The following is a 22,967-nucleotide window of genomic DNA, read 5'->3' on the forward strand; positions in this document are numbered from 1 at the left end:
GCCCGACGGCCGCTGGTGGGTGCTCGGCGATCGCACGCAGGCGCCCTCGGGCGCGGGCTATGCGCTGGAAAACCGTCTGGTGCTGTCGCGTGCCTTTTCCAACCTCTACAAGTCGATGAATGTCGAGCGCGTCGCGCCGTTCTTCGAAGCGTTCCGCGATTCGCTGCGCGCCAGCGCCGACCGCGACGAGCCGCGGATCGGTCTGCTGACGCCCGGCGCGTTCAGCGAGACCTATTTCGAGCACGCCACGCTCGCGCGCTATCTCGGCTTCCTGCTGGTCGAGGGCGACGATCTCGCGGTCTCCGGCGACCGCATCCACATCCGCACTGTCGCCGGATTGAAGCGGCTCGACGTGCTGCTGCGCCGGGTCGATTCCAACATGCTCGATCCGCTCGAGCTCGACGCGTCCTCCTATCTCGGGGTGCCCGGGCTCGTCGAAGTCCTCCGCAAAAGCGGCGTCGTGGTCGCCAATATGCCGGGCTCGGGCGTGATGGAGGCGAGGGCGCTGCTCGGCTTCCTGCCCAATCTCTGCCGGCGCCTGCTCTCTGAAGACCTGATGATGCCGCACATCGCGACCTGGTGGTGCGGCCAGAAATCCGCCCGTGAGCAGGTGTTGTCCCGGCTCGACGAATTCGCGATCGAAGGCGCCTATGGCCGTGGCGTTGCGGATTTTCCCGGCCACGGCCCGGTGCTGCCGGGCGAATTGTCGGCGGCGGATCGCGATCGCCTCAAGGATGCGATCAGCCACCGCGGCATCGACTATGTCGGTCAGGAGCTGGTGCGGCTGTCGACCACGCCGGTGTGGGAGAACGGCCGGATCGCGCCGCGGCCCTTCGTGCTGCGGGTGTTCGCGGCGGCGACGCCAGACGGCTGGACGGTGCTGCCCGGCGGCTTCTGCCGGATTGCCGACCGCGCGGATGCGCGTGCGGTGTCGATGGGCGACGGCGCGGTGTCCGCCGATGTCTGGGTGGTCTCCGACAAAGCGGTTGCGACCTCGACCTTGCTTCCGGCGGTCGACACCGTCCGCATCCGGCGCATCGCCGGCGTGCTGCCGAGCCGCGCCGCCGACAATCTGTTCTGGCTCGGCCGCTATCTCGAGCGCGCCGAGGCGACCATCCGCTTGATCCGTGCGCTGTGCACGCCGCTGCGCGATCCTGCGCGGGCGAATTCGAACGGCAACGCGCCGGCGATGCATTCGGCCGAGCGCATCCAGCGCTTGCTGGTCACCTGGGGCGCGGCCTCGCAGACCGCGCGCGCCAATCCCGCCAAGGTCGCGCTCGAAGCGCTCCAGAGCGACGAGAAATTCGGTTCGGCGCTGTCGCTGGTGCGATCGGCGCAGCGCACAGCGACCTCGCTACGCGAGCGGCTGTCGCCGGACGCCTGGCAGGTCATCACCGAAATGGCCGATCGGCTCGCGATCGAAGTTCATGACGATGACGGCGTGGTCAGCGCTGCCGAGCTGACCTTGCAGGAGCTTGCGAGTTTCGCGGGCCTCGCGCAGGAGAACATGAACCGCGCCGCCGGCTGGCGCTTCCTCGAGATGGGCCGCCGCGCCGAGCGCGCCATCAACACCACGCGCTTTGCTCGCCAGTTCGCCTATGACGAAGCCGGTGACGAGGACCTCGACGTCCTGCTCACGCTGGTCGATTGCCAGATCACCTATCGCTCGCGCTATCTGGTGCAGCCGCTGCTCACCCCGGTGCGCGATCTCGCGGTGCTCGATCCCTACAATCCGCGCTCGGTTGCGTTCCAGGTCGCCGCGCTGAACGAACATATCGCCGCGCTGCCGAGCCTGAAGGAGCACGGCCTGATCGAGCGGCCGCAGCGGCTCGCTGTTGCTCTCGAGGCGATGTTGACCACGGCCGAAGCCGGCAGCCTCGACGTCAAGACGCTGTTTGCGCTGGAGCAGGATCTGCTCAACCTCGCCGATGCGGTCGGGCTGCATTATTTCCCGCACGGACCGAACGCCAGCCGGCCGGAGAAGCTCACGGGGCTGGCGTGATCTACGACATCCGTCACGTCACGACCTACAGCTACGAGACCCAGGTCAGCTTCGCGCGTTGCTCGCTGCGGCTGGAGCCGATCACTGGCGACGGACAACAATTGATCTCGCATTCGGTCGAGATCCGCCCCAGGCCCGCCGAGCGCACCGCGCGGCGCGATTTCTTCGGCACGCTGACCGAGAGCGTCCTGATCGAGACCGCGCATCGCAGTCTCCGCATCGATTCCCGCTCGCGGGTCTCGGTGGCGCGGCAGCCGCCGGCGCGTGACGCCGCCAGCCCGTCCTGGGAAAGCGTGCGCGATCACGCCTTCGAAGGATTGAGCCTCGATGCGGCCTCGCCGGTCGGCTATGTCTTTGCCAGTGCGCTGGTGCCGGTGCTGCGGCCGGTGACGGCCTACGCTTCGGCGAGCTTTTCGCCTGGCGGCGGAATCCTCGCTGGAGCGGCCGATCTGATGCGCCGCATCCGCGGTGATTTCAAATACGATCCCAAGGCGACGGTGATCTCGACACCGCTTCGCGACGTGTTCGAGAAGCGCCACGGCGTCTGTCAGGACTTCGCCCATGTGATGATTGCGGGCCTGCGCGGCCTCGGCCTGCCAGCGGCTTATGTCAGTGGCTATCTGCGCACCATTCCGCCGCCGGGCCAGCCGCGGCTGCAAGGCGCCGACGCGACGCATGCCTGGGTGTCGGTCTGGTGCGGCAGCGAGCTCGGCTGGGTCGGGTTCGATCCGACCAACGATCTCATGGTCGCCAACGACCACATCATTCTCGCTGTCGGCCGCGACTTCGCCGATGTTTCGCCGGTCGACGGCGTCATCGTCGGCGCGCGGAAGCAGAAGCTCAGCGTCGCGGTTGACGTACTGCCGGTGGAGTAAGGCGAGAACCTCGATCAGGCGACGTGCCGCTTGCCCGATTTGTCCCACCCGATCGGGCTGACGATGACGCGGTCGCGGCCTTCGGCCTTGGCTTGATAGAGCGCAAGGTCCGCGGCCTTGAGCAGATCGCGCGACGTGCGCTCGTGGTCCGGGACGAGGCAGGAAACCCCGATGCTGACGGTCGGCAGCTCATGCTCGGATTCGCGCGCAGCCGTCAGCTTCGCGCGGATCAGCTCGGCGACTTCCAAGGCGCCCGCCTTGCCGATGCCGGGCAGCAGCACCGAGAATTCCTCGCCGCCATAGCGCGCCCCGAGATCGGTTACGCGCTTGGTGCTGGTTGCGATGCATCGGCCCACGGTGGTGAGCACGGCGTCGCCGGCCTGATGTCCGTACGTGTCGTTGAAGGTCTTGAAATGATCGACGTCGATCATCAGCAGCGAGACCGGCGACTTCGCGCGCATGCCGCGCCGCCACTCGACGTCGAGGGTATCGTCGAGGCGGCGGCGGTTGGCGAGGCCGGTCAGTGCATCGGTGCTCGCAAGGTGTGCGAGCCGGCCTTCCGCGACGGCCCGCCGTTTGAGAGCGGCCAGCAAATAGAACATCAGGATGATCGAGACGCCGCAGAGCGCTGCCACCACGCTGCCGATCAGCCAAAGCTGTTGCCACCAGTCGGCATAGATGCCGTCGATCGCGAGACCTTCGGCGATGATCAGGGGGTGGTGCCCGACCGCCTGAAAGACATACAGCCGGCTGACATGATCGACGAGCGACTTCGTCATGTAGGAGCCGGATTGCCGGGCCGGAAACTGCCTGAAGACCTGGGAGTCCTTGATGCTTTGCCCGATCTTGCTGATCTCGAACGGAGCTCGCATCAGCATGACGCCATCGGTGTTGAACAGCGCCATGCTGTCGCCGACGCCGAAGTTCAGCTTGCGAAACAGATTGTGGAAATAGCTGAGCCGCATGCTGCCCGCGACCACGCCGGCAAAGGATCCGTCGTTGTTGCTGATGCGACGGCTCAGGCTGATCAGATACTCGCCGTCTGAAGTAACCCAGGGAGGACTGATGAACAGTCCGCTGTCCGCTCGCTTCTGGTGCACCTGGAAGAAGTCCCGATCGGCGTAATTCGCGCTCCGCGGCGTCAATGTCCGCGAATCGAGCGTGACGTCTCCCGCCGTATTCAGCACGAGGATCGAGCCGAGATCCTTGGCGGTGGCGGCACGATCGAACAGCACGACCTGGCGAAGCTCCGGGCTGATCTTGCCGAGTTCCGGCAGCTTGACGCCGTCGGCGACCGCCTGCAGCGACAGGTCATAGAGCTCGATGTTGCGGTCGATCTCGCTGGCGATGGAGGCGACGAGGTTGGTCGCGCCTTCCTTTGCATGTTGATAGTCCTTGCCGGCCATCTGCCAGAGAACGGACGCGCTGATCGCCGAAAAGCACAACACGAAACCGATCCCGAGCGCGAGCAGCCGTTTGGTCGGCACCGCCTTCGGCTTTGGCAACAGCCCGTTCATTACCTGCTTCCGCTTCCCCGCGCCCCCGCGCTCTGTCACTTTCTATAGGGGCATCAAATTGAGAAAGGCGACCGCAAGCACGGGCAATTTGCGCGCGTGCGTTGGCAGAGTCTTAACCATTCCGAGTGGGTCGGAACCTCATGCCGGGTCCGGACAGATCGGCTGGTCAGTTCAGGTTCCGGTCCGTCGTTGGCCCTCGGCCGCGTCGCCGCGCAGGTTGCGGAAGAACTGCTCGACCTCGCGCGACAGCGTCTCGGCGGTTGCGGTCAGATCGTTCGACGCCGCGAGCACCGATTCCGCCGCCTTGCTGGTCTGGTCCATGTCGTCACGGAGCGAGCCGACATTTGTGACCAGGGTTTCGTTGCCTTGGGCCGCCATCTGCGCGTTGGCGGAGATTTCGCGCGTGGCCGCATCCTGCTGGCCGATCGCACTTGCGATGTTGGCGGTGACGTCGTTGATCTCGCGCACAGCCTGGCCGATCTCGCGCACGGCGGCCACCGAGTTGCGGGTCGAAGCCTGGATCAGGCCGACATTCTCGCTGATCTCTGCGGTTGCCTTCGCGGTCTGCCCGGCCAGCGCCTTGACCTCGTGCGCGACGACAGCGAAGCCACGGCCGGCATCGCCGGCACGAGCGGCTTCGATCGTGGCGTTGAGGGCGAGCAGGTTGGTCTGCTCGGCGATCGCCTGGATCAGGTTCAGCACGCCGTCGATGCGCTGGGTGGTGGCGGCAAGGCTCTCGATCTCGGTGATCGACCGGTCGGTGCGCGCGCCGGCCTGATCGACCGCGCCGGAAGACTGCTTGACCTGACGGCCGATCTCCTCGACCGAGGCGGAGAGCTCTTCGGCCGCGCCCGCCACCGCGGAGACGTTGCTCGAGGCCTGTTCGGTCGCGCCTGCCGCAGCAACTGCCCGGCCGCTGGCGTCCGCCGCGACGGTCGCGATGGTCTGCGCGGTTTGACGCATCGTCGCAGCGTTGTCATGCACCGCGCGGAGCACCTCACCAATGGTGCCGCGGAATGCGTCGACGAAGCTCTCGATGTGCCGGCCGCGCGCGTCGCGGGCCTCGGAATCCTGCACGACTTGCGCGTTCAGGCTGCGATTGCGATCCATTGCCTCCTGGAAGACCTTGATGGCGCGGGCGAGCGCGCCGATCTCGTCGCCGCGCTCGACATGCGGCACCTCGACATGGTCGGCGCCGTCGGCGACGCGCTTGATGGTCGCGGTGATCTGCGACAGCGGCCGGGCCACCGAGCGGGCGATGATCAAGACGCCGAGCACCACCACGATCAAAGCGGCCGCACCGAGCCCGGTCAGCACCAGCGCCATCGTGCGGTTGGTGTCGGTCTGCCGCGCCAAACGCTTGCTGCGTTCGGCATAGACCCTGGAAAGCGCCTCGAGATCCTTGTTCAATGCGGTGCGCACGTCGCGGTTGGCGTCGTTGTCGCCCCACTCACGCCCGGCAGCGGCGCCGATCTCGATGCCGCGGCGGACCAGCTCCTTGCGGAACTCGATGAATTGCTCGATGCGCTTCTTGAACACCGCGAACTGGGCAGCGTCGTCGGCCTGCACCAGGGTTTCCCAGTTCTTGACCACGCCGAGGATGCGTTCGTTGAACGCCAGCAGCCCGTCGCCATATTTCTTCACCGCGGCCGGATCGGTCGACATGTAGATGCCGCGGGATTCCATCACCACGGCATAGACCAGCGAGTTGACCCGTTCGACATTGAGCGCGGCACGGCTCGCGAGGTCGACGGCCTCGGTCAGTTCGGCGTTGCGCCGCGCGTTGTAGTCGGACAGGAACGCGGTGGCTGCCGTCAGCGCCGCAATCAGCGCAAACGTCGAGTACAGCCTGGCAGCAAGCGAGAATCGGGACGCCATTGGAGGCCGGGACATGGAGATCGGGGATGTGGCGGGGGCAGGCATTGAGGGCACTCTGAGAGGCCGGGGAGTACCTTCGGCCAATCAAAGCTTATGCAAAATCTTCATGGACAATTTCTTAACGCGGGCGCTTTGTGCAGGCCGGAGCCGTTAAAATCCCTAAATAATCCCAATGTCTTATGGCGCATTCCGAGCCGCCGGGATCGCGGTACCCTGCCGCGCTGTCGAATGACGAGCCGCCATCATCATCATTCATCAACACCTCCGGCGCACGGCGCGAAGCTGATGGCACGACTTTCGCAAAGAGGTGCTACGTTACGCTGCCCCAGCCCCGACGCGAATTCCCATGCTCTATCGTCACACCATCGCTGCCACCAATTACGCATTCGACGATCTGCGCATCCTGCTTGCGAAGGCCTCGCCGCCGCGTTCCGGCGACCGCCTGGCCGGCATCGCTGCCGACAGCGCGGAGCAAATGATCGCCGCGCGTCTGGCGCTCGCCAACGTTCCGCTTAGGCAATTTCTTGATGAGCCTGTCATCCCCTATGAGGACGACGAAGTCACCCGCCTGATCCTCGACAGCCACGATGTTGCCGGCTTCCTGCCGGTGTCGTCGCTCACCGTCGGCGGCTTCCGCGACTGGCTGCTGTCGGATGCCGCCACTGGAGAAGCGATCAGGAAGGTCTCACGCGGCATCACGCCGGAGATGGTGGCCGCGGTGTCGAAGCTGATGCGCAACCAGGATCTGATCCTGGTCGCGAAGAAATGCGAGGTGACGACCCGCTTCCGCAACACCATCGGCTTGCGCGGCCGCATGGGCACACGGCTGCAGCCCAACCATCCCTTCGACGACCCCAAGGGCATCACCGCCTCGATCCTCGACGGGCTGCTGCTGGGATCGGGCGATGCCTGCATCGGCATCAATCCGGCGAGCGACGATCCGAAAGTCATCGGCACCCTGTTGCGGCTGCTGGACGACATCATCACGCGACTTGAGATTCCGACGCAGGGCTGCGTGCTCACCCACGTCACGACGACGCTCGGGCTGATCGGGCAGGGGCTGCCGGTCGATCTCGTATTCCAGTCGATCGCCGGCACCGAGGCGGCCAACCGCAGCTTCGGCGTCGATCTCTCGCTGCTACGGGAGGCGCGCGAAGCCGGGCTGGCGCTGCGCCGCGGCACGGTCGGTGACAATGTGATGTATTTCGAGACCGGCCAGGGCTCGGCACTGTCGGCCAATGCCCACCACCAGGTCGACCAGCAGACCTGTGAGGCGCGGGCCTATGCGGTGGCACGCGCGTTCGATCCGCTGCTCGTCAACAGCGTGGTCGGCTTCATTGGTCCCGAATACCTCTATGACGGCAAGGAAATCATCCGCGCCGGGCTCGAGGATCATTTTTGCGGCAAGCTGCTCGGCCTGCCGCTCGGGATCGACGTCTGCTACACCAACCACGCCGAAGCCGACCAGGACGACATGGACAATCTCCTGACGCTGCTTGCGGCCGCCGGCGTGAACTTCATCATGGGCGTGCCGGGCGCCGACGACGTGATGCTGAACTATCAATCGACATCGTTTCACGATGCGCTCTACATCCGCGACCTGTTCGGCCTGAAGCGGGCGCCTGAATTCGACGACTGGCTGTTGCGCGTCGGCCTCGCCGGGCAGGACTTCCGCCTCGTCGCCGACGCGGGGCGGCTGCCCGACCTCGCCGCCAGGCTGTTGACCTGACGGGATAGCAAAATTCTGCAGAGCAACTATCTCGCCGTTGTGACGTTGGATAGTGCCACAATGTTGAAGAATTTCTGGCCCAGCGTTCCGCGCCATGGTTAGATTTGCAGGTGCTTCGGGGTCGTATTGATGAGAGCTGAGGGCATAAAGACAGCACGGCGTATCCTCTGCGTCTTTCCGCGCTATACGTCGTCGTTTGGGACCTTCGAGCACTCCTATCCCCTGACCGACGGCGTCAAGGCGTTCATGCCGCCGCAGGGCCTGCTGCTGATTGCCGCATATCTTCCCGAGAACTGGCAGGTCCGTTTCGTCGACGAGAACCTGCGTCCGGCGACAGTGGAGGATTTCGAGTGGGCGGAAGCCGTGTTCGTCAGCGGCATGCACATCCAGCGCCAGCAGATGAACGATATCTGCCGCCGCGCACATGACCATGACCTGGTGGTCGCGATCGGCGGCCCGTCGGTCAGCGCCTGTCCCGACTACTATCCGTCATTCGACTACCTTCATGTCGGCGAGCTCGGCGATGCGACCGACGAGCTGATCGAGCGCCTCGCGGAGGACACCAGTCGTCCCGACCAGCAGGTGGTGCTGAAGACCATCGACCGCCTGCCGATGACGGATTTCCCGCTGCCGGCGTATGAGCTCGCCGAAACCAAGAAGTATTTTCTCGGCAGCATCCAGTTCTCGTCGGGTTGTCCCTATCAGTGCGAGTTCTGCGACATCCCCGGGCTCTATGGCCGCAATCCGCGCTTGAAGTCGCCGCAGCAGATCATCGCCGAGCTCGACAAGCTGCGCGCATGCGGGGCGACCGATACCGTTTACTTTGTCGACGACAATTTCATCGGCAACCGCAAGGCTGCAAGCGAGCTGCTGCCGCATCTGATCGAATGGCAGAAGCGGACCGGCTATGTCACGCGTCTCGCCTGCGAGGCGACGCTCAACATCGCCAAGCGCCCCGAGATTCTGGAGAAGATGCGCGAGGCCTTCTTCGTGACGATCTTCGTCGGCATCGAAACGCCCGATCCCGACGCGCTGAAGGCCATGCACAAGGATCAGAACATGATGGTTCCGATCCTGGAGGGCGTGCGCACCATCAATTCGTTCGGTATGGAGGTCGTCTCCGGCATCATCATGGGGCTCGATACCGACAAGCCCCAGACCGGCGACGCGCTGCTCTCCTTTGTCGAGGAGTCCCGGATTCCGCTCCTCACCATCAACCTGCTGCAAGCGCTGCCGAAGACGCCGCTGTGGGATCGGCTCGAAAAGGCGGGGCGGCTGGTCGATGACGAGGGCCGCGACTCCAACGTCGAGTTCCTGCTGCCTTATGAGGACGTGGTCAGTTCCTGGCGCAAATGCATGGAAGTTGCTTACGAGCCGAAAAGGCTGTTCGAGCGCTATCTGCACCAATGCAACTACACCTATGCCAATCGCATCAAGGTGCCGGTCAGCCCGGAGATGAAGAGCTGGGCCAACATCCGGCGTGGCCTGATCATGCTGCGCAACATCTTCTGGAAGGTCGGCGTGCTCGGCGACTACAGGCGCGTGTTCTGGAAGTTTGCGCTGGGCCGGCTCAAGCGCGGCGACATCGAGGGGCTGATCTCGGCGACGCTGGTTGCGCATCATTTGATCACGTTTGCGCGTGCAGCCTCCAGCGGCCGGCAGAACGCCTCGAACTACTCGATCCGGCTGCGCGAGGCTTCCGTTCCTGCCGAATAACAGCATGACGACACCGCCGGCGCCATCGCCCCCTTCGCTTCCCGATTTGCGAGACCTCACGCCGGCGCGCGTCGGTCTCGGCCGTTCCGGGGCCAGCCTGCCCACCGATGCGCTGCTTTCCTTCACGCTCGACCATGCCCGTGCCCGCGACGCCGTTCACGCGGCTTTCGATGTCGGCGGGATTGCGGCCGGCCTTGCCGGCCTCGGCATCACGCCGCGCGAGGTGTCGAGCCAGGCGCCCAGCCGGCGCGACTATCTGCGCCGGCCCGATCTCGGGCGCATGCTGGACTCCGCGTCGCGACGGTCGCTCGAGAGCAGCGGCATCACCGCTTGCTCCTGCGCCATCGTGATCGGTGACGGCCTGTCGCCGACTGCGGTCAATGTGCACGCCGTCGAATTGATCCGGCATCTCCTGCCGCAGCTTGCGGCCGACAAGATCGACGCCGGCCCGGTCGTCGTCGCGTCGGGCGCGCGCGTCGCGCTCGGCGATGAGATCGGCGCCATCATCGGCGCACGCATGCTGGTGATGCTGATCGGCGAACGGCCCGGCCTTTCCGCGCCCGACAGCCTTGGCGCCTATCTCACCTTCGCACCGCGGATCGGCCTCACCGATGCCGACCGCAACTGCATCTCCAACATCCACCGCGCCGGGCTGAGCTATGCGGAAGCCGCATTCAGAATCGCCTGGCTTGTGCGCGAGGGCCTGGTACGCCAGATCACGGGGGTCGCATTGAAGGACGAAAGCGGCGGTGGGTCGTCACAGAATGCGCTGCCAGGGTGTGACAAATCAGACACTTAATGGTGGCGATCGGCGGTTCCCCGTCGATTTGGCTCGACCCTCGCGCTTGCGAGCAAGGGGGCGGACAGGTAAAACCGGCGCCGGTCAATATTCGCGTGTTTTCAAGGACTAGCGCCGATCAATCGCGCTCACCCGCCTCATTCGCGCCCCTAGACCCAAGCTAGACAGATTGAGCCGTTTTCAGAACTGGACAGGGCATGCTCGAGAAGAACTCCGAAAGTCAGGTCCACGTCGAGAAGATCGAGGAGCCGCGGCCGGGGACCAGCATCGCATTCGGGTTGGAGCGAATCGGCCTGATCGCAATCAAGGCGCCGGTCCTGTCTGTGATCATTCTGCTGGCGCTGATGGTTGCGGCCGTTTTCGGCATCGAGCGCATCAAGATCGACGACTCACTCAGCCAGTTGTTCCGTTCCAATTCCAAGGACTACAAGCAGTACGAAGCGGTCACCAAACGCTTCCCGGCAACCGAGTTCGACGTGCTGGTCGTGATCGAAGGCAAGACGCTCCTTGCGCGCGAGAACCTCGAAAAGGTCCGCGACATGGTCACCGACCTGCAGCTGGTCGAGGGCGTGCGCGGCCTGGTCTCGCTGTTTTCGGCGCGCCAGGCGCCGGAGCCCGGCAAATTGCCGGCCGCGCTGTTCCCGTCCGAGTTGCCGCAAGGCGCCGCCTACGACAAGTTCGTCGAGACCGTCAAATCCAACGAGATCATTCGCGGCAAGCTGCTGTCCGAGGATGGAACGCTGGCACTGATCGTGTTGTCGCTCGAGCCTGAGGTGGTCGGCAGCAACAAGCTCTCCAAGGTCGTCGCGGACATGAGAAAGATCATGGCCGATGATCTCAGCGGGAGCGGCCTCAACGCCCAGCTCTCCGGCGTTCCGGTCATGCAGCTCGAAATCCGCAACGCGGTCAAGCGCGACGGGCTGACCTACAATATTCTCGGCATTCTGGCGGGCTGCATTATCGCCATCATCTTCTTCCGCAAGATATCGTTCATGGTGATCGCCGCTTTTCCGCCGATCATTGCGATCCTTCTCGCGCTTGGCGGCCTCGGCTGGGCCGGCTTCAATCTCAACATGTTCCTGAACGTGATGACGCCGCTCATCATGGTGATCAGCTTCTCCGACTCGATGCAGCTGACGTTTGCGGCACGAGATCGCCTGATCGCCGGCCAGGACAAGTACACCGCGTTCAGGAACGCGGTGATGGTGGTCGGACCGGCTTGCGTGCTCACTCATGGCACCGCCGGCATCTCGTTCATCGCGCTGCAATTCTCGGATTCCGACCTGATCCGCAAATTCGGTGAGGCCGGGCTCGCCGCGACCATCATCGCGCTGATCGCCGTGCTTTCGCTTGTGCCGGCGTTCGGCGTGCTTCTGGTACGCAACGAAAAAGTGTTCGCGGTAAAATTCCAGGGCGCCGATGCCGGCGTCCAGGCGTTGCGCAATTTCTGCTACTGGATCGCGGTGCGCATGGTGGGCCGGCCCGGGCTGTTCAGCCTGATCGCGGTGATCGTGGTCGGCGGGCTCGGCATCATCTACGCCAATCTCGAGCCGCGCTACCGGCTCGCCGACCAGGTTCCGGACAAGCGGCAGGCGGTGGCGGCGTCGAGCCGGCTCGACGCCAAGCTGACCGGTGCCAATCCCGTCGACGTGCTGATCGAATTCCCCAAGGGCCAATCGCTCTACTCGCCGGAGACCTTGAAGACGATCGCAGACGTCCACGCGATGGTTGAAACCGCGGCGGGCGTCGGCAACGTCTGGTCGCTGGAAACCCTGCGCCGCTGGCTCGCCGAAAAGGCCGGCAGCAATGACGTCGCGACGCTGAAGGAGTATGTCGGCGTCATTCCCGAGCATCTGGTGCGCCGCTTCATCTCGGCCGATCAGGATGCGGTCGTGGTCTCGGGGCGGGTCCCGGATCTCGATTCGAGCCAGCTGCTTCCGGTGGTGAACAAGCTGGATAGCTCGCTGGACAAGGTCCGCGCCGAGCATCCCGGTTACGAGATCGCCGTCACCGGCCTGTCGGTGATCGCCGCGCGCAACAGCGCCAACATGATTGAAAAGCTGAACCGTGGCCTGACCGTCGAATTCCTGCTGGTGGCAGTCTTCATCGGGCTCGCATTCCGCTCGGTCGTGGTGATGTTCTCCTGCATCCTGCCCGGCATTTTCCCTGTGGTGCTGTCAGGCACGGTGCTGTGGCTGCTCGGGGAGGGGCTGCAATTCGCCAGCGTCGTGGCCTTGACCGTGTCGTTCGGCCTCGGGCTCTCCGCCACCATCCACTTCCTCAATCGCCTGCGGCTGGAGACCAAGCCGGGTGTCACGCCGGAGCTCGCGGTGGAGCGCGCCACGGTGCTGGTCGGTCCCGCGCTGATCCTGACCACGGTGGTGCTCGCTTGCGGCCTCGTCGTCACCGTGTTCTCCGACCTGCCGTCGCTTCGCCTGTTCGGCTGGCTCAGCGCCTTCTCGATGGTCGCGGCCCTGGTTGCGGATCTCTTCATCCTGCGCCCGACCTCGATGTTCCTGATCAACCTGTCGCAGAAGCTGCGCGGCAAGGGTGGGCAACCCGCGCCGATCGAAAAGGCCTGATCTCCGACAAACAAAAGGCCCGGTTCCGAAGCGTTCGGAACCGGGCCTTTTTGTTGGCCTGCGAAATCGGCCCTGGAGCGTCAGCTCTTCGTCATGGTGATCGAGACGCCGCGGATCTCACCCTTGGAGTCGATCTGCACGACCTGCTTGGAGCCGTTGGTTTGCAGGTTGAGGTTTGCGGCAAAGCCGGACGCCTCGACGAACACGTCGATCCGCCCGCCGCCTGCGGTGCCCTGCAGATTGCCGAAGATGTTGCGGCTCGCCTCGCTCCAGTTGCCGGAGATCCGGTCGCCCTGGCTGGTGACGTCGCTGGAGAGGTCGAACTTGTAGCTGTCGCTTGCGCAATGCAGGGATTGCTTCAGGCTCATGCCCGACGGCGCGACCTTGTAGTCCGCCTTGCAACGAATGCGTTCGGTCGTGCCGTTGGACAACGCTACCGTGCCCGTACCGGTCCAGGAGCCGGCGAAACCGGCGAACGGCCCGTTGGCCTGGGCATGCACCGCGGAGGCAGACAGCATCAGTGCGGCGCCGACGCCCACAGCCCTGAGAGCCTGACCATAAAGGCTGGAACCAAACAGTTTCATTGTGAATTTTCCCATCAGAATCAACGCTTCCTTCGCAAGAAAGCGTCTCGCCGCATCGAAGGTTTAGTGTCACCGAAGAATGTTAGGTTCAAACGACGGAAGCGGCGCCCGTACGCCTTTATTGTCATCGACCAGAATCAACAACCGTTCGCCTCACCGTGGCATGTAGCTTTGCGCAAGTGCCATCCGCAATAGCCGAACGCGACAAAGTGATGGCATGAATCGCTGTTGTGAATCAATGGCTTATGTGGGGGTTTACAGCGCCGCAAATTTAGCCGCATTTAGCGGTGCTTGTCGTCAATCCGTTGCCGCGTTACGTGGCGTCTGCAATCCCTAAAATCCGTCCCGGCCCTGCCGAAACGCTTTTCGGGAACAGATTTTCTGCTGTCGGAAATGAAGGAATACGATGCGTAAATTTCTCTTGGCACTTGCCCTGTTGTCGATCCCGCTCTCGTCCAGCGCCTTCGCCCAGCAGCAGGCGCGCAGCGGTACGCCCGATGAGCAGAAGGCCTGCACGCGCGACGTGCAGCGTCACTGCCGTGCCGTGATCGATCAGGGCGACTTCACCATTCTCGCCTGCCTGCAGCAGAACCGCAGCAAGATCAGCGCCGCCTGCGACCAGGTGCTGAAGACCCACGGCCAGTAGGACCGGATTCAGGGTCTCGAGGGACCGCTATCGACACCGCGGCTGGCAGCCATGCCGGCCGCGGCTGCATATGCTGGCGGTCACAGATGGCATTGGTTTTGGTGGCGTATTCCCCTATATGGGGCTCGCAAATCCCCCGCATGCGCCCGACCGTTCGCGCCTGCGTCGTGCCATGACCAGTGTAGCCCAAATTTCCCATGACCACCGCGAGCGACCTGCGATCCGGAAAGACCCACCGCGACGAGAATTTTCCCGTCGCGTCGTGGATCATTCATCCGCGGCATCGTGCCCTGATCCTGGCCTTCTATAACTTCGTCCGAACTGCCGACGATATCGCCGATCATGCCACGCTGCAGCCTGCGGAGAAGCTGCGCTATCTCGACCTCATGGAGGCCGAGCTGCTCGGCAATGGCGAGACCCAGAAGGAGGCGGTCAGCCTGCGCCGGGCCTTCGCCGAGCGCGGCATGCCGCCGCGGCACGCGCTCGACGTGCTGGTGGCGTTCCGCCTCGACGTCACCAAGTTGCGCTACGAGAACTGGGATGATGTGATCGACTATTGCCGCTACTCGGCGATGCCGGTCGGTCGCTTCATGCTCGACGTGCACGGTGAGGACGCCTCGACCTGGGCGGCGTCGGATGCGCTGTGCGCCGGCCTGCAGATCAACAACCATCTTCAGGATTGCGGTAAGGACTACCGCAATCTGAACCGCGTCTATCTGCCGCGCGATGCGCTGGCCGATGCAGGCGCGACCGTCGAGATGCTCGGCGAGGCGAAGTCGCAGCCGGCGCTGCTCAAGTGCCTGCAGGCGCTCGCGGTGCGCACCGAAGCGCTGCTCGACCAGAGCAAGTCGCTCGCCGCCGAGGTGAAGGATTTCCGGCTCGGGCTCGAGATCTCGGTGATCCAGGCTTTTGCCGACAAGATCGTCACCATGCTGAAGGTGCGCGATCCGCTCAGCGAGCGCGTGCATCTGAGCCCGGTCGAGCTGCTGCTGCGGAGCCTTGGCGGCATGGCCGGCGAGACCGCCCGGCGCGCGACCGGACGGCGTGGGCTCTCCAGGACGGCGGCAGGCGCATGAGTGTTGAGGCGGCGGCCAACGCGAACTACGGAAGCACTGCGTCGGGCAGCTCGTTCTATGCCGCGATGCGCATCCTGCCGCACGCGCAGCGCGAGGCGATGTTCCAGATCTACAGCTTCTGTCGGCAGGTCGACGACATCGCCGATTCCGACGGTCCGCGGCCGGAGCGCCTGGCCGCGCTGCAGCAGTGGCGCGACGATATCGATGCGCTCTATGCGGGGCATCCGCCGGAACGGCTGAAGGACTATGTTGGACCGGTGAAGACCTTCGGCCTGAAGCGCGAGGATTTCGTCGCGATCGTCGACGGCATGGAGATGGACGTGCCGCAGGACATCCGCGCGCCGGATCTCGCGACACTCGACCTGTATTGCGATCGCGTCGCGAGCGCGGTCGGCCGGCTGTCGGTGCGCGTGTTCGGTCTGCCCGAGGAAGACGGCATCGAGCTCGCGTATCACCTTGGCCGCGCGCTGCAGCTGACCAACATCCTGCGCGACATCGACGAGGACGCCGGTCTCGGCCGGCTCTATCTGCCGCGCGAATGGCTCTGGCACGCCGGCATCACCAACAACGACCCGGCCCGCGTCATCACCGACCGTGCGCTGCCGAAGGTGTGCGCGCCGCTGGCCGAGCGCGCCAAGATGCATTTCCAGAAGTCCGACGAGATCATGAAGCGCAATTCGCGCCGCGCCGTGCGTGCGCCGCGGATCATGTCGAAATACTACCGTGCGATCCTCGATCTCCTGATCGCGCGCGGCTTCGCTGCGCCGCGTGCGCCGGTGCGTGTGTCCAAGGCCGCCAAGATCGGCATCCTTCTTCGTTACGCGATCATCTGATGCAAAAGACCGTTCATATCATCGGTGCCGGCATTTCCGGCCTCTCCGCCGCCGTGCGGCTCGCCAATGGCGGCTACAAGGTGGCCGTCCACGAGGCGACGCAGCAGGCCGGCGGCCGCTGCCGCTCCTATTTCGACGCCGCGACCAATCTCACCATCGACAATGGCAACCATCTGCTGCTGTCGGGCAACCGCCATGCGCTGAGCTACGCGCGCTCGATCGGCACCGAGGCCGGCCTGGTGGGACCTGCGCGCGCGCAGTTTCCGTTCGTTGATCTGGCCACTGGCCAGCGCTGGCAGCTCGACCTCGGCGACTCCCGCCTGCCATTGTGGGTGTTCGACGAGTCGCGCCGTGTCCCGGATACCGGCCTGCGCGATTATCTCGCATTGGCGCCGCTGGCATGGGCCGGCACCGAGGCGCTGGTCGGCAACACCATTCCCTGCAAGGGTACGCTGTATGATCGCCTGGTGCAGCCGCTGCTGCTCGCGGCACTGAACGTCGATCCGCCGGAGGGCTCGGCCGGGCTTGCCGGCGCCATCGTGCGCGAGACGCTGCTCGCGGGCGGGCAGGCCTGTCGTCCGCTGATCGCGCGCGACGGCCTGAGCTCGGTCCTGATCGAGCCGGCCGTGAAGCTGCTGCAGGAGAGGGGCCACAGCGTCCAGTTCAGTCACGAATTGCGTACACTTGGCATGTCGGGTGATCGCGTGACGGAGCTCGATTTTGGCGGTGGTGACAAGATCACGCTCCCGGCCGACGATGCCGTCGTGCTCGCGGTGCCGCCGCGCGGAGCGGCATCCCTGCTGCCCGGACTGAAAACGCCGACCAGATTTCGCGCCATCGTCAACGCGCATTTCCGCGTCGATCCGCCGCGCGACGCTGCGCCGATCCTCGGCGTGGTCGGCGGTCTCGTGGAATGGCTGTTCGCGTTCCCGCAACGGCTGTCGATCACGATCAGCAATGGCGACCGCTTGGTCGACATGCCGCGCGAGGAGCTCGCGCAGGCGATCTGGCGGGATATCTGCAAGGCATCCGGCGTTGCCGGCGACTTGCCGCCCTGGCAGATCGTGCGCGAGCGCCGCGCCACATTTGAGGCGACACCGGAGCAGAACGCCCTGCGCCCGGGGCCCGCGACGGCGCAAAAAAACCTGTTCCTTGCCGGCGACTGGACTGCTACCGGGTTGCCAGCAACCATCGAGGGATCGGTGCGGTCGGGTGATCGCGCCGCAGATCTGGTTCTGACCAGGCGTTAAATTCGACCTGTTAAGCGGCCGCGGCTTTCGATCAGCCGGTCCGCGATGAAGAGGATATCGAGCGAAATGCTTTCGAGAGATCACGGCGTAACAGTCGATCCGGTCGCGCTGGAGAAGAGCATCTCCAAGGCAACCGAAGCGCTGCTCGGCTATCGCCAGTCCGACGGACACTGGGTGTTCGAGCTCGAGGCCGACAGCACCATTCCCGCCGAGTACATCCTGCTGCGTCACTATCTCGCCGAGCCAATCGACGCAGAACTCGAGGCCAAGCTCGGCAAGTATCTGCGGCGCGTCCAGGGCGCGCATGGCGGCTGGCCGCTGGTGCATGACGGTCCGTTCGACATGAGCGCGAGCGTGAAGTCGTACTTCGCGCTGAAGATGATCGGCGATTCCGTCGACGCGCCGCATATGGTGCGGGCGCGCGAGGCGATCCGTTCGCGCGGCGGTGCTTCGGCCAGCAACGTGTTCACGCGCTTCCTGCTCGCGCTCTATGGCGTCGTGACCTGGCGCGCAACGCCGGTGCTGCCGATCGAGATCATGCTGCTGCCGATGTGGTCGCCGTTCCACATCAACAAGATCTCCTATTGGGCGCGCACCACCATGGTGCCGCTGATGGTGCTTGCCGCGCTGAAGCCACGTGCGAAGAACCCGAAAGGCGTCGGCATCGACGAACTGTTCCTGGAGGATCCGAAATCGATCCGCATGGCGCCGAAGGCGCCGCATCAGAGCGCGAGCTGGTTCTATCTGTTCCGCTCGCTCGACGCGGTGCTGCGTTTGATCGAGCCGGTGTTTCCCAAGAGCCTGCGCCAGCGCGCGATCGACGCTGCGCTCGCCTTCACCGAGGAGCGATTGAACGGCGAAGACGGCATGGGCGCGATCTATCCGCCGATGGCCAACATCGTCATGATGTATGAGGCGCTCGGCAAGGACGAGAATTTTCCGCCGCGCGCCATCACCCGCCGCGGGATCGACAAGCTGCTCGTGATCGGCGACGACGAAGCCTATTGCCAGCCCTGCGTCTCGCCGGTGTGGGACACCGCGCTGACTTGCCATGCGCTGCAGGAAGTGGGGAGCGACGATGCGCTCGCCAAGGCCAAGCAGGGGCTCGACTGGCTGAAGCCGCGCCAGGTGCTGGAACTGAAGGGCGATTGGGCGGTCAAGGCGCCGGACGTCCGCCCCGGCGGCTGGGCGTTCCAGTACAACAACGACCACTATCCCGATCTCGACGACACCGCCGTGGTCGTGATGGCAATGGACCGCGTGCGGCGTCATACCGGCACCAGGGAATATGACGAGGCGATCGCGCGCGGCCGCGAATGGATCGAGGGGCTGCAGAGCCGCGATGGCGGCTGGGCCGCATTCGATGTCAACAATCTCGAATACTACCTCAACAACATCCCGTTCTCGGATCACGGTGCATTGCTCGATCCGCCGACCGAGGATGTCACCGCGCGATGCATCTCGATGCTGGGCCAGCTCGGCGAGACGACCGAGAGCAGCAAGGCGATGGCGGATGGTGTTGCCTACCTGCGCCGCACCCAGCTCGCCGAGGGCTCCTGGTACGGCCGCTGGGGCCTGAATTACGTCTACGGCACCTGGTCGGTGCTCAATGCACTAAATGTCGCAGGGGTCGACCGCAACGACCCGATGGTTCGGAAAGCGGTGGATTGGCTGGCGTCAGTCCAGAATCAGGACGGCGGCTGGGGCGAGGACGCCGTCAGTTACCGGCTGGATTACAAGGGTTATGAAGTTGCGCCCTCGACCTCCTCGCAAACGGCATGGGCCTTGCTTGGATTGATGGCGGCCGGAGAGGTCGAAAATCCTGCAGTTGTGCGGGGGGTGGAGTACCTAAAGGCAACACAGACGGAAAAAGGGCTGTGGGACGAGCAGCGATACACAGCTACGGGGTTTCCGCGGGTATTTTACTTGCGATATCATGGTTACTCGAAGTTCTTTCCGCTCTGGGCGCTGGCGCGGTATCGGAATTTAAGAAGCACCAATAGCAGGGTGGTAGGGGTCGGGATGTGATTGTTGAGGCGGGGGCCGCCGAGTCCGTGGGCAGAATTGATCCTCGGCCGGTACTGATTGTGACTGGATTGGTGCAGGAGGCTCGCATCGCGGCAGGCCCCGGCATGATCGTGATTTGCAGCTCGAGCGATCCGCAGCAACTCCGTGAACTGCTGGCGACGCTGGATCCGAAGACTTTCCGTGGCGTGATTTCGTTCGGCGTGGCCGGCGGGCTCGACCCGTCGCTCAAGTCGGGCGACGTCGTGGTCGCGACCGAGGTGATGTCGGGCGATACGCGGTTCCTGGCCGCATCCGCCCTGAATGAAGAGATGATCGCGAGCGCCGCGCTGAAGCGCCGCAGGATCGTTCGCGGTGGCCTCGCCGGCGTGGAAGAGGTGATTGCAGCGAAGGCCTGCAAGGCCGCGCTGCGGTCGATTACGGGTGCAGCGGCAGTCGACATGGAGAGCCATATCGCGGCAGCCTACGCCGCCAAAGCAGGCATTCCGTTTGCCGCGCTGCGCGTGATCAGCGATCCCGCGCATCGGGCGCTGCCGGAGCTTGCGAAATCTGCGGTGAAGCCGAATGGCGACATCGACCTGCGCAAGGTGCTGCGCGGCATCGCGCGCAATCCGCGCACGCTGCGGGCGCTGGTCTCGACCGGCATCGACTTCAACCGCGCGCTGCGCTCGCTGCGCAGCTGCCGCGGCTTCCTGCTCGGCAACGACGTGCTGATGCCGGCGGAAGGCGCTCTGATCACGGCGAAGGCAGCCTGATCCGCCGGTCCCGGCCGGGACGGATGTGTCTCGCCGCATCAAGCTCCAAACAAAAGGCCTGATCGCATCGCGGTCGGGCCTTTTGCTTTGGTGCCTGGTGGCCCTGCCGATCCGGTTCCGCGTTTGGCCGGGACCTGCAAAGCCCCGATATTTGCCGTGGGCCGTGACCCTCGCGCGTCTGCCGTTCCCGCCGCCCGGCACGTAGGCCGATCGCCTCCGGCGACCCGTCGGTCTGCGCGAGAGGCTCCGCGTCCGGGCGGCTGTCCCCGTCCTGCGGCTACAGCACCCGGAGTCGATGCTTGACAGATCCCGCTATTCGACCTCATATGAATAATGATCCTGTATTCATGAATTAAGGTTCACGATGGCCATCGCAGCGGTTCGGCTCAATCAGCTCGTCGAGACCAAGGCGCGCATCCTGGATGCCGCCAGGGAGGCCGTGGCGCTGAGTGGCTGGAAGGACGCCCAGATCGCCCTGATCGCCGCACGGGCCGGCGTGGCAACGGGTAGCGTCTATCGCTACTTCGACTCGAAGGCGGACCTGTACGCCCAGGTGCTCGCCTTGGTGTCCGAGCGCGAGGTGGCCGTGGTCGCCGCGATCGTCGAGGCCGAGGGATCGGCATCGCAATGCCTGGTGGACGCGATCTACACCTTCTCGGTCCGGGCGATGCGCGGCCGCCGTCTGGCCTACGCGTTGATCGCCGAGCCCTGTGAACCCGAGATCGATGCGGCGCGCCTGAAGTACCGCGCGGCCCTGGCCGATCAGATCGCAAGGCTGGTCCGGCGTGGCATCGCCAATGGTGAATTCGTCGAGATCGACGCCAACGTCGCGGCCTCCTGTGTGACCGGTGCGTTCATGGAGGCGCTGGTCGGTCCGCTGGCGCCCGAAGCGGCTCCCGATTCCGACGCGGCAAAGGCAATCGCGCAATCGATCGCGGGGCTGGCCGCGCGCATGCTGTTTCGCCACGCCGCGCCTGAATTGACCCGGATATCGAGGGTCTCCGCATGAATGCGCATGTTGAGCCGGTGGCCGTCGCGGAAGCGAAAGCCACTCCGTTTGCGACCCACGAAGTCCGCAATCAGGCGCGGCCCGCGACAGGCTTCAATGCGTTCGATGACGACCGCGCGTTGAGCGGCCTGATCGCAAAGCTGGCGCCGTGGGCGAAGGAGAAGCTATCTGCGCTCGGAGCCCATGCCGGCAGCGAGGCCGCGCAGGAGGCGGCGCGGCTTGCCAACGAGCACGAACCGACGCTGTTGACCCACGACCGCTACGGCAACCGCAATGATTGGGTCGAATTTCATCCGGCCTGGCATCAATTGATGGCGCTGGCGTTCCAGAGCGAGGTGCATAGTCTGGCCTGGTCGACGCGCGAACCACATGGCCATCTGGCGCGCGCGGCGCTGAGCTATCTCTGGAATCAGATCGAGAATGGCGTCGGTTGCCCGACCGGGATGGCTTACGCCGGGATCGCCGGGTTTTCCGGCAAGCCGCAATTCGCGCTGTGGCGGGAGCGGACGCTGACCGCGGACTATGATCCGCGCCGGCTTCCGATCGAAGCCAAGCGGGCGGCGGTCATCGGCTATGCGATGACCGAGAAGCAGGGCGGCTCCGACCTGCGCGAGACCCAGACCACCGCGCGTTTCGTCGAACGCGGTGCGCATGGCGAGATCTATGCGATCACCGGACACAAATGGTTTTTCTCGGTGCCGGTCGCCGACGGATTCTACACGCTGGCGCGCACCCAATCCGGTGTCAGCTGCCTGTTCGTGCCGCGCCTGTTGCCGGACGGCAGCGCCAACCGCGTCCACATCCAGCGGCTGAAGGACAAATGCGGCAACCGCTCGAACGCGTCGAGCGAGATCGAGTACCACGACACCTGGTCGATCCTGGTTGGCGAGGAGGGGCGCGGCATCGCGGAGATCCTCTCGCATGCGCATCTGACGCGTCTGGATTTCGCGGTCGGCTCCGCCGGGCTGATGCGGCAGGCGTTGAGCCTGGCATTGAACCACGCGCAAACCCGATGCGCGTTCGGCAGGCCGATGTCCGAGCTTCCGATGCAGCGCAATGTGCTTGCCGATCTCGCACTCGAGAGCGAGGCGGCGATGCTCGGCGCATTCCGCGTCGCGCGTGCGACCGACGGTCTGCAGACCAGCGAGCACGAGCGGCTGCTGGCGCGGGTCGCCACCCCCGTCATGAAGTTCTGGAATTGCCAGCGCGCACCGGCCTTCACCTATGAGTGCCAGCAGGTGCATGGCGGCAACGGCTTCATCATGGAGAACGCGATGGCGCGGCTCTATCGCGAGGCGCCGCTGAATTCGATCTGGGAAGGCACTTCGAACATGATGTGCATGGACGTGCTGCGGGCCATGCAGCGCGATGCGAATTGCCGGGATGCATTCATCGACGAATTGCGCGCGAGCAGGGGCCTCAACCCGATCTATGACCGCAGCACGGACGACCTCGCCGATCGCCTGCAGGCCCGATATCCGGACGACGGCCATGCCAGGGCGCTCGTCACCCGCATGGCGTATGCGTTGCAGGCTGCCGAGATGTTGAAACATGGCGACGCCGCTGCTGCCGATCTGTTCGTGCAGTCGCGGCTTGGCGCGGACAGCGTGCATGTGTTCGGTGCGCTTCCGTCGTCGGAAGGCCTTGGCCATGTCGTCGCGCGCGCCTCCGTCATTGGTCACTAAGGGTTC

At 64.8% G+C, this 22,967-nt stretch carries 17 protein-coding genes; 14 read left to right on the plus strand and 3 right to left on the minus strand.

Annotated elements, in window-relative coordinates:
* Positions 1-2,002, plus strand: a 2,002-nt coding sequence (locus tag H8A92_RS23440) for a circularly permuted type 2 ATP-grasp protein (protein ID WP_229197957.1), incomplete at its 5' end; no start/stop codon positions are given.
* Positions 1,999-2,877, plus strand: coding sequence for a transglutaminase family protein (locus tag H8A92_RS23445; RefSeq protein WP_229197958.1), 879 nt, complete (start codon positions 1,999-2,001; stop codon positions 2,875-2,877). The genes H8A92_RS23440 and H8A92_RS23445, both read left to right, overlap by 4 nt.
* A gap of 14 nt (positions 2,878-2,891) precedes the next feature.
* Here the strand turns inward: H8A92_RS23445 and H8A92_RS23450 are convergent, their stop codons facing one another.
* Complete coding sequence (locus tag H8A92_RS23450) at positions 2,892-4,394, minus strand: sensor domain-containing diguanylate cyclase (protein WP_229197959.1); 1,503 nt, start codon at positions 4,392-4,394, stop codon at positions 2,892-2,894.
* A 171-nt stretch (positions 4,395-4,565) separates the two neighbouring features.
* Positions 4,566-6,272 (minus strand): methyl-accepting chemotaxis protein, encoded by a 1,707-nt coding sequence (locus H8A92_RS23455; protein WP_229197960.1) that lies wholly within the window; start codon positions 6,270-6,272, stop codon positions 4,566-4,568.
* Between the two features lie 346 nt (positions 6,273-6,618).
* On the opposite strand from H8A92_RS23455, the gene H8A92_RS23460 reads away from it, so the two are divergent.
* From H8A92_RS23460 to H8A92_RS23475, 4 genes are all read left to right on the plus strand, one after another.
* Positions 6,619-8,001, plus strand: a complete 1,383-nt coding sequence (locus tag H8A92_RS23460) for an ethanolamine ammonia-lyase subunit EutB (RefSeq protein ID WP_229197961.1) — start codon at positions 6,619-6,621, stop codon at positions 7,999-8,001.
* A gap of 129 nt (positions 8,002-8,130) precedes the next feature.
* Entirely contained in the window at positions 8,131-9,717 is a 1,587-nt protein-coding gene (locus H8A92_RS23465) for a B12-binding domain-containing radical SAM protein (protein WP_229197962.1), read from the plus strand.
* Between the two features lie 4 nt (positions 9,718-9,721).
* Positions 9,722-10,516, plus strand: coding sequence for an ethanolamine ammonia-lyase subunit EutC (gene eutC / locus H8A92_RS23470; protein ID WP_229197963.1), 795 nt, complete (start codon positions 9,722-9,724; stop codon positions 10,514-10,516).
* 197 nt (positions 10,517-10,713) lie between these two features.
* Positions 10,714-13,098 (plus strand): efflux RND transporter permease subunit, encoded by a 2,385-nt coding sequence (locus H8A92_RS23475; protein WP_229197964.1) that lies wholly within the window; start codon positions 10,714-10,716, stop codon positions 13,096-13,098.
* A gap of 80 nt (positions 13,099-13,178) precedes the next feature.
* Here H8A92_RS23475 and H8A92_RS23480 read toward each other — a convergent pair whose 3' ends face one another.
* Positions 13,179-13,682 carry a hypothetical protein gene (locus H8A92_RS23480; protein WP_229197965.1) on the minus strand — a complete coding sequence of 168 codons (504 nt, stop codon included), beginning with the start codon at positions 13,680-13,682 and terminating at the stop codon, positions 13,179-13,181.
* A gap of 406 nt (positions 13,683-14,088) precedes the next feature.
* Between H8A92_RS23480 and H8A92_RS23485 the strand changes: the two genes are divergently transcribed.
* From H8A92_RS23485 to H8A92_RS23520, 8 genes are all read left to right on the plus strand, one after another.
* Positions 14,089-14,328, plus strand: a complete 240-nt coding sequence (locus H8A92_RS23485; RefSeq protein ID WP_163161409.1) for a hypothetical protein — start codon at positions 14,089-14,091, stop codon at positions 14,326-14,328.
* Positions 14,329-14,525: 197 nt separating this feature from the next.
* Positions 14,526-15,404, plus strand: coding sequence for a squalene synthase HpnC (hpnC, locus tag H8A92_RS23490; RefSeq protein ID WP_229197966.1), 879 nt, complete (start codon positions 14,526-14,528; stop codon positions 15,402-15,404).
* Positions 15,401-16,237 carry a presqualene diphosphate synthase HpnD gene (gene hpnD / locus H8A92_RS23495; protein ID WP_229197967.1) on the plus strand — a complete coding sequence of 279 codons (837 nt, stop codon included), beginning with the start codon at positions 15,401-15,403 and terminating at the stop codon, positions 16,235-16,237. The genes hpnC and hpnD overlap by 4 nt, the downstream gene beginning before the upstream one ends.
* Positions 16,237-17,487 carry a hydroxysqualene dehydroxylase HpnE gene (hpnE, locus tag H8A92_RS23500; protein ID WP_229197968.1) on the plus strand — a complete coding sequence of 417 codons (1,251 nt, stop codon included), beginning with the start codon at positions 16,237-16,239 and terminating at the stop codon, positions 17,485-17,487. The genes hpnD and hpnE overlap by 1 nt, the downstream gene beginning before the upstream one ends.
* A gap of 66 nt (positions 17,488-17,553) precedes the next feature.
* Positions 17,554-19,515 carry a squalene--hopene cyclase gene (shc, locus tag H8A92_RS23505; RefSeq protein WP_229197969.1) on the plus strand — a complete coding sequence of 654 codons (1,962 nt, stop codon included), beginning with the start codon at positions 17,554-17,556 and terminating at the stop codon, positions 19,513-19,515.
* 26 nt (positions 19,516-19,541) lie between these two features.
* The gene (locus H8A92_RS23510; RefSeq protein WP_338026607.1) at positions 19,542-20,267 is read left to right on the plus strand and encodes a phosphorylase; all 726 of its coding nucleotides are present in this window, start codon (positions 19,542-19,544) and stop codon (positions 20,265-20,267) included.
* A gap of 364 nt (positions 20,268-20,631) precedes the next feature.
* Entirely contained in the window at positions 20,632-21,276 is a 645-nt protein-coding gene (locus H8A92_RS23515) for a TetR/AcrR family transcriptional regulator (protein ID WP_229197970.1), read from the plus strand.
* Positions 21,273-22,961, plus strand: coding sequence for an acyl-CoA dehydrogenase family protein (locus tag H8A92_RS23520; protein WP_229197971.1), 1,689 nt, complete (start codon positions 21,273-21,275; stop codon positions 22,959-22,961). Before H8A92_RS23515 ends, H8A92_RS23520 begins: the two co-directional genes overlap by 4 nt.
* The last annotated feature ends 6 nt before the right edge of the window (positions 22,962-22,967 follow it).

It is taken from the genome of Bradyrhizobium acaciae (assembly GCF_020889785.1).
GTDB lineage: Bacteria > Pseudomonadota > Alphaproteobacteria > Rhizobiales > Xanthobacteraceae > Bradyrhizobium > Bradyrhizobium acaciae.